Origin of the sequence: Lamprobacter sp. (assembly GCF_034860625.1) — a bacterium.
Taxonomy (GTDB): Bacteria; Pseudomonadota; Gammaproteobacteria; order Chromatiales; family Chromatiaceae; genus Lamprobacter.
The window spans coordinates 1-6236 of record NZ_JAYESN010000186.1 but is presented as its reverse complement, the minus strand read 5'-3'; the positions used below and the strand labels follow the sequence as shown (position 1 = coordinate 6236).

The following is a 6236-nucleotide window of genomic DNA, read 5'->3' as shown; positions in this document are numbered from 1 at the left end:
CTACATCCTTCAATCAGGACATTGGTGACTGGGATACTTCCAATGTCACTGATATGAGAGGAATGTTTTACGAAGCTGAAAAGTTCGATCAAGACCTCTCTAACTGGAATACCCCGTTAATTTCAGAGCCACCTGAAGGCTTTGCCCCTCACCTAGACCAATCAAAGTGGCCTGCGGGCTGGTTCATCAACTCAAATCAACTGTCAGAAAACGCCTCCAGTCACGCTGAACTCACCTCAGCAGAAGCGTTCGACAGCGATGCACTCAGCCTCATCGGCTTGAACGACACCGGTGATTTCTTCGCATAATAGCGGAAACGCCCAACCCAGCTTACACCGCGCCGTCAAACGCGCGGTGTGTCTGAATACTCTCTTACCAAGAGAGAGTCACTCCCCCCGCGTCGCTCACTCCAATGGGTCATCTTTACCACAAGACCCCCAAGCGACCACTAAGCACGCCGGTGCTCCGTCAGGCTCGACCGCGACCCTCTGACGATCCCCTCCCGAGACATCCCGCCCTCATTCTTCATCGCTCCTTCTTCTCTGTGCTCTTCCTCAGCCTGCAGTCAACCAGAATTCAGCACTGTACTACTGAGATGAAGCAACACCCCTGTTGCTTCATTCACCCTTGATCACACGATTCTGGAGGAAGAACATCATGTCTGTTTCATGTCCGAACTGTGGCTCACCGCGCGTCATGACCCGCGATTTAGGTCGCAAGATTGGTGGTACCACGGGCAGCGTCGCTGGCTCAGCCGCTGGTGTGGCGGGCGCGCTCCATGGCGGGCGAACGGGTGCGTCCCTGGGACTCGCGTTCGCTGGACCCGTTGGTGGCGGTGTCGGTGGCCTCGCTGGGGCCATCCTGGGCGGGTTGACCGGTGGTGTGGCGGGTGGCGTCGAGCGCCTGGTTCTGACCCTGAGCCAAGGACAAGTCGATATCCAACTGATCCCCAAGGCCGCGCGGGAGATCAGCACCAAGGCGTACGTCGCCCGCCTGCGCCGCGCCATCGCCAAGCAGCAACCGCCTGGCGGCAAGGTCATGGTCAAACAGATGCCGATCAAGGGTATTCACGGCCTGCGTGCCTCGGATGTGATCGTCCAGGTTCGCGGGCAAGACATGGACACCCTGGCCGAGCTTGCGAGCAAGACCCAGAAGCAGATCCGCAACCTGGATGCCTTCGAGAATGTCTTCGTCTCCGTCGATCTGAGCAAGCCCGAGTATCAGGTCCGGGTGGATCGCGTCAAAGCCGCCGCGCTCGGTGTGTCGGTGGCGGATGTCGCGACCTCCCTGCACACGCTGATCACCGGAGCGGTCGCCACGCGCTACCGTCAGGGCAGTGAATACTACGCCATTCGCCTAATCGTGCCGGAGGCGCGCTTGACCTCCAGACAGACGATCGAGGATCTACCGCTGACCTTGGCCGCGGGCAAGGTGCTGCGCTTGCGCGACATCGCGACGGTGACGTTGGGCGCCGGGCCAGTGGAGATCATCCGCGAGAATCAGATCAGGCAGGTGACCGTCGAGGCGGATAGCGTCGGTCAGGATCTGGCCGGTGCCGTGCGCGAACTGCGCCAGGCGCTGAACCGCATCGAGCGACCAGCCGGCTATCAGTTCGCGCTCAGCGGCAGTGCGGAGATGATGGCCGAGATGACGGAGACCGTCTTGGCCGTGCTGGCCTTCGCGCTGTTCTTCTCGTTCATCGTGCTGACGGTTCAGTTCAACAGCCTTAAACTGCCAGGACTAATTCTGGGGACGGTTCCGGTCAGTCTGGCCGGGGTGGTGTATTTGCTGGCGCTGACCCAAATCCCGCTGGGCGCCACGGTCATTATCGGCGTCCTGGTCGTGGTGGCGGCGACGGTCAACGACGGCGTCTTGCTGTTGACCTATGCCAACGAGCTGGCGCAGCGGCAGGCCTGCTCACCCCAACAGGCGGTTCTCGATGCCGCCCGACTGCGGCTGCGGCCTCGGGTCATGACCACAGTGACGACCACCATCGGCTTCCTACCGCTGGCGCTCAACCTGGGCGAAGGCGGGGACATGCTGCAACCCATGGCAGTCGCGGCCATCGGCGGCTTGGGGATGGAAATGCTGGTCGCCTTGTTCCTGATGCCCGGTCTGTATGTGATCGCAAACCGACAGCCGGCACGCGCATCAAGCGCCCACGACCGGCGTCATCACCCGGTGCAGGCTGGTTGAGCAGGCGACGGCCCCGGTTCATGAACCTCACCAACTCCCAGATACTCGAGGAGAGGGAATGCAAATGACGCATGACAGGCCCGACGCCATCGTCGTCGAGGGCCTCACCAAGGGCTTCGACAGGGTCGAGGCCGTCGCGGGGATCGCGTTTCGCGTGCACCAGGGCGAGCTGTTCGGCTTTCTCGGCCCCAACGGCGCCGGCAAGAGCACGACGATCAATCTGCTTACCGGGCTGGCGCGCCCGGATGCCGGGTCGATCCGTTTGGGTGGCATCGACTGCACGCGCCGAGCCCGCGCGGCCCAGCACCTGATCGGTGTGGTGCCGGATGAAAGCAATCTCTACCCCGAGCTCAGCGGCCGTGACAATCTCAGCTTCTGCGGCGCCCTCTATGGTCTGCCGAAGCGCGAGCGCAAGGCCCGGGCGCGCGAACTGCTCGAAGCCTTTGGCCTCAGTGAAGCAGCAGGACGCAAGTTCGGCGGCTACTCCAAGGGGATGAAGCGCCGGCTCACCATCGCTGCCGGCATTATCCACCGACCCCAGATCCTGTTCCTGGACGAGCCGACCACCGGCCTCGATGTGGCCAGCGCCCGCCAGTTGCGCCAGCTTATCACCGAGCTGCACCGCGCTGGCACCACCATCTTCCTGACCACCCATTACATCGAGGAGGCAGAGCGGCTGTGTGAGCGCATCGCCTTCATCGTCTCCGGCCAGATCGTGCGGATCGACTCGATTGCACAACTGCTCGAGCCGCTGCAAGACCGGCAGCGAGTGCGGATCACCAGCCGCGCTGGACTGAACGACGTGCCGGGCGGGCTGAACACGGCCTTTCCCGAGCTGGACTTCAGTTGCCCGGAGCCCGGTGTGCTCCAGGCAGAGACCGAGGCCGGCGCGGCACTGCGCGTGGGCGCTATCGTGCGCTGGCTTGAGGAACAGGGGATCGAGGTGCTCGAGGCACGCCGATTGCGCCCATCGCTGGAAGAGGTCTTCGTGCGCGTCACGGGTATCGCGACCGACGCCATGCGTCAGGAGCGCGAGCGCGCGGGAGGTGGCCAATGAATCATGCCGCGATGGAAAGGGGCGGACGCACCCGCTGGCGCCCTTGGGCAACCGCCTTCTGGGGCATCCTGCGCAAAGACATGCGCACCTACTACCTCAAGCCCCCCAACATCAGTTGGGGCCTGCTCTTTCCACTGGTCTGGACCGGCATGTTCTTCATCCGCTCCGGCGGCGTCGAGGATATCCGCTCGCTGCTGCCTGGTGTGGTGGCGATCGCCATCCTGTTCGGTACGACCTCGATGCTGGCGATCACGGTCACCTTCGAGAAAAAGGGCCGCTCCTTCGAGCGGCTGCTGCTCGCCCCGATCCCACTGGAGCTGCTGATGCTGGCCAAGACCAGCGGCGCGATCCTGTTCGGCGTCGCCAACGCCTGCGTGCCCATCATTCTGGCAGCCTTCCTGGTCGATCTCACGCCAGTGGCGTGGGGCTGGTTCGCGGTGGCGGTCGTCTTGATCGCGGTGGTCTCGACCTTTCTCGGGCTGTTCGTGGCCGTGGCCGTCACCGAGGTGTTCGAGGCCCAGACGCTATCGAACTTCTTTCGTTTCCCGATGATTTTTCTCTGCGGCCTATTCTTTCCGATTGCGGATCTGCCGCTGCTGCTGCAGCCGCTCGCCTGGCTCCTACCCCTGAGCTACGGCGCGGATGCGCTGCATGGCGCGGTGCATGGCGGCAACAGTCTGCCCCTCGCGCTCGATCTGGGCATCCTCTGCGTCTATGGCGTCGGCTTGTTTCTGTTCAGTCTGTTCAGCATCCGACGGCGCTGGATCAGCTAAATGACAGGCGACGCATTGCGCCATGACCTCGGCTGAGGATCGGCTTCGCAGACTTGTTGCGTTGCTGTGATACCTCCTGAGTGTCAGCGTTCATCCAAGCGCGTCTCCCTGACCTTGTGCACCTGAGTTGGCGCTCCCGCCTCGTGTGGCTCAGGCGCATCGGCCCATTGCCGGCGGTTGATCGCATACTCGGTCACTTTTCCGACGAAAGGCAGCAGCAACATGCCGTCGAGCCGATCGACGCGCCGGGGCTCGCGATGCTGGCGGATGCCGATAGTCATGCCCTGCTGGCCGGCGCGCGGCTGGGCACGGTAGGTGCCGAGCAGCCAGTCCCACCAGGAGAGGTTGAAGCCAAAGTTGGAGTTGGTCTCGTCGTCCTCGATCGAGTGATGCACCCGATGCATGTCCGGGGTCACGACCAGCCAGCGCAACGGGCGATCGACCCAGGCCGGTAGCGCGATGTTGGCGTGGTTGAACATCGCCATCGCGTTGAGGATGACCTCGAACAGGATCACCGCGACGATGGGCGGGCCGAGCGCGGCGATCACCGCAAACTTGATCAGCATCGACAGGATGATCTCGAGCGGATGGAAGCGCGCGCCCGTGGTCAGATCGTAATCGAGATCCGCATGGTGGACCCGATGCAGCCGCCACAGCGCTGGCACCGCATGGAAGAGCACATGCTGTACCCAGATGGCGAAGTCGAGCACCAGCAGCGCGAGCAGCAGCTCGAGCCAAAACGGCCAGGCCAGCGCATTGAGCAGCCCCCAGCCGGCACTGTTGACAGACAGCGCCATGCCGACCGCGGCGGCCGGGAACAGCAGTCGCAGCAGCACCGTGTTCAACACCACCAGGCCAATGTTGCTGCTCCAGCGCTGCACGCGGGTCAGCATCCGCGCGCGCGAGGGCGCGATGACCTCCCAGATCGCCATCAGCGCAAACACACCGAGGAAGAAGCCGAGGCGGATCATCGCCTCGTGGGTTTGGATGAAACTGTCCATCGTGCAGCGTCTCTCCGCCTTGGGGTCAGCTGGGGCCGAAGCCCGGGTTGATGAGGGAAGAAGCTTGACAGATCGCAATCCTTTGATCAACGATTAGGTTGAACGTCTCGATCTTTTCACGCATCCACCGGAGGCCGCCATGCATCGCACGCTGCTCCGCGCCCTCGGCGCCCTGCTGCTCGTCGGCGCGGTGGCGACCGCCCTGCTCTACCGCGATCGGCTCGACCTGGCGGCACTGGAGGCCTGGGTCAGCGGCGCTGGTGCCGCGGCACCGCTGATCTTCATCGGACTCTATGCGCTGGCAACGGTGCTGTTCCTGCCCGGTGCGGTGCTGACGCTGGCCGGTGGCGCCCTGTTCGGCCCACTCTGGGGCACGCTCTATAACCTGATCGGGGCCACGCTCGGCGCCAGCTTGGCGTTTCTGATTGCGCGCCATCTCGCCGGCGACTGGGTCCAGGCACGCGCCAAGGGCCTTCTTGCGCGGCTGATCCAGGGTGTCGAGGCCGAGGGCTGGCGCTTCGTCGCCTTCACCCGGCTGGTGCCGCTGTTCCCGTTCAACCTGCTCAACTATGCGCTGGGCCTGACCCGCATCCGGCTCTTGCCCTATCTGCTGGCGACCCTGGTGTTCATGCTGCCGGGGGCCCTGGCCTATACCTACCTGGGCTTCGCTGGCCGCGAGGCGATGGCCGGCAGCGAGGGGCTGATCCGCAACGGCCTGATCGCGCTGGCGTTGCTGGCCGCGGTGGCCTTCCTGCCGCGGCTGATCGCGCGGCTGCGTCAGCGGCAGGCCGGCGCAGACAGACCGCGAGAAAGCCACCCAGGTTCGGTCTGACTCGACCTCCATCGCGCTTGGTTTACCGCTCGTCCAGGCAGTGCTCCAGGATCAGCGCCTGCAGATCCGCAAGCGATTCGCAGGCGGCAATGGCCGTCGCGTCGGCGCAGAGCAACAGCCGACCTTCGCACCAACGAAAGATCGCCGGCAGAGGCGCCTGTGCATCGGGGAAGCGCGCGCGAAACTGATCGCGATGCAGGAACTCGCAAGGCGCGTCCAGGGACTCGATGAAGCAACGCCATTCGGCACGCTCGCTCAGCAGGCCATGAGTGATGGCGCACAGGTCGCAAGCATAGGTCGCGGGTGAGAAAAGCTTGTGGCCAATGTCGGCCATTGTGTTGAAGAGGCCGCTATCGGCGTTGTAGACGAAGACCAGC

Annotated in this window: 7 protein-coding genes; 5 read left to right on the top strand and 2 right to left on the bottom strand. The window is 63.8% G+C overall.

Going from position 1 to position 6236, the window contains the following annotated elements; translation table 11 throughout:
* The 4 genes from VBE63_RS23510 to VBE63_RS23495 all read left to right on the top strand — a co-directional run.
* A partial coding sequence (locus tag VBE63_RS23510) for a BspA family leucine-rich repeat surface protein (RefSeq protein ID WP_323685447.1) occupies positions 1–308 on the top strand: 308 nt, incomplete at its 5' end.
* 349 nt (positions 309–657) lie between these two features.
* The gene (locus VBE63_RS23505) at positions 658–2196 is read left to right on the top strand and encodes an efflux RND transporter permease subunit (RefSeq protein ID WP_323685446.1); all 1539 of its coding nucleotides are present in this window, start codon (positions 658–660) and stop codon (positions 2194–2196) included.
* 64 nt (positions 2197–2260) lie between these two features.
* Positions 2261–3253, top strand: a complete 993-nt coding sequence (locus tag VBE63_RS23500; protein ID WP_323685445.1) for an ABC transporter ATP-binding protein — start codon at positions 2261–2263, stop codon at positions 3251–3253.
* Entirely contained in the window at positions 3250–4026 is a 777-nt protein-coding gene (locus tag VBE63_RS23495; RefSeq protein WP_323685444.1) for an ABC transporter permease, read from the top strand. Before VBE63_RS23500 ends, VBE63_RS23495 begins: the two co-directional genes overlap by 4 nt.
* 83 nt (positions 4027–4109) lie before the next feature.
* On the opposite strand, the gene VBE63_RS23490 is transcribed toward VBE63_RS23495, so the two are convergent.
* Positions 4110–5027 carry a sterol desaturase family protein gene (locus VBE63_RS23490; protein ID WP_323685443.1) on the bottom strand — a complete coding sequence of 306 codons (918 nt, stop codon included), beginning with the start codon at positions 5025–5027 and terminating at the stop codon, positions 4110–4112.
* 139 nt (positions 5028–5166) lie between these two features.
* Here VBE63_RS23490 and VBE63_RS23485 point away from each other — a divergent pair, with 139 nt between their 5' ends.
* Complete coding sequence (locus VBE63_RS23485; RefSeq protein WP_323685442.1) at positions 5167–5859, top strand: TVP38/TMEM64 family protein; 693 nt, start codon at positions 5167–5169, stop codon at positions 5857–5859.
* A gap of 22 nt (positions 5860–5881) precedes the next feature.
* On the opposite strand, the gene VBE63_RS23480 is transcribed toward VBE63_RS23485, so the two are convergent.
* Positions 5882–6236 (bottom strand): hypothetical protein (locus tag VBE63_RS23480; RefSeq protein ID WP_323685441.1); only part of this gene is annotated, 355 nt, incomplete at its 5' end.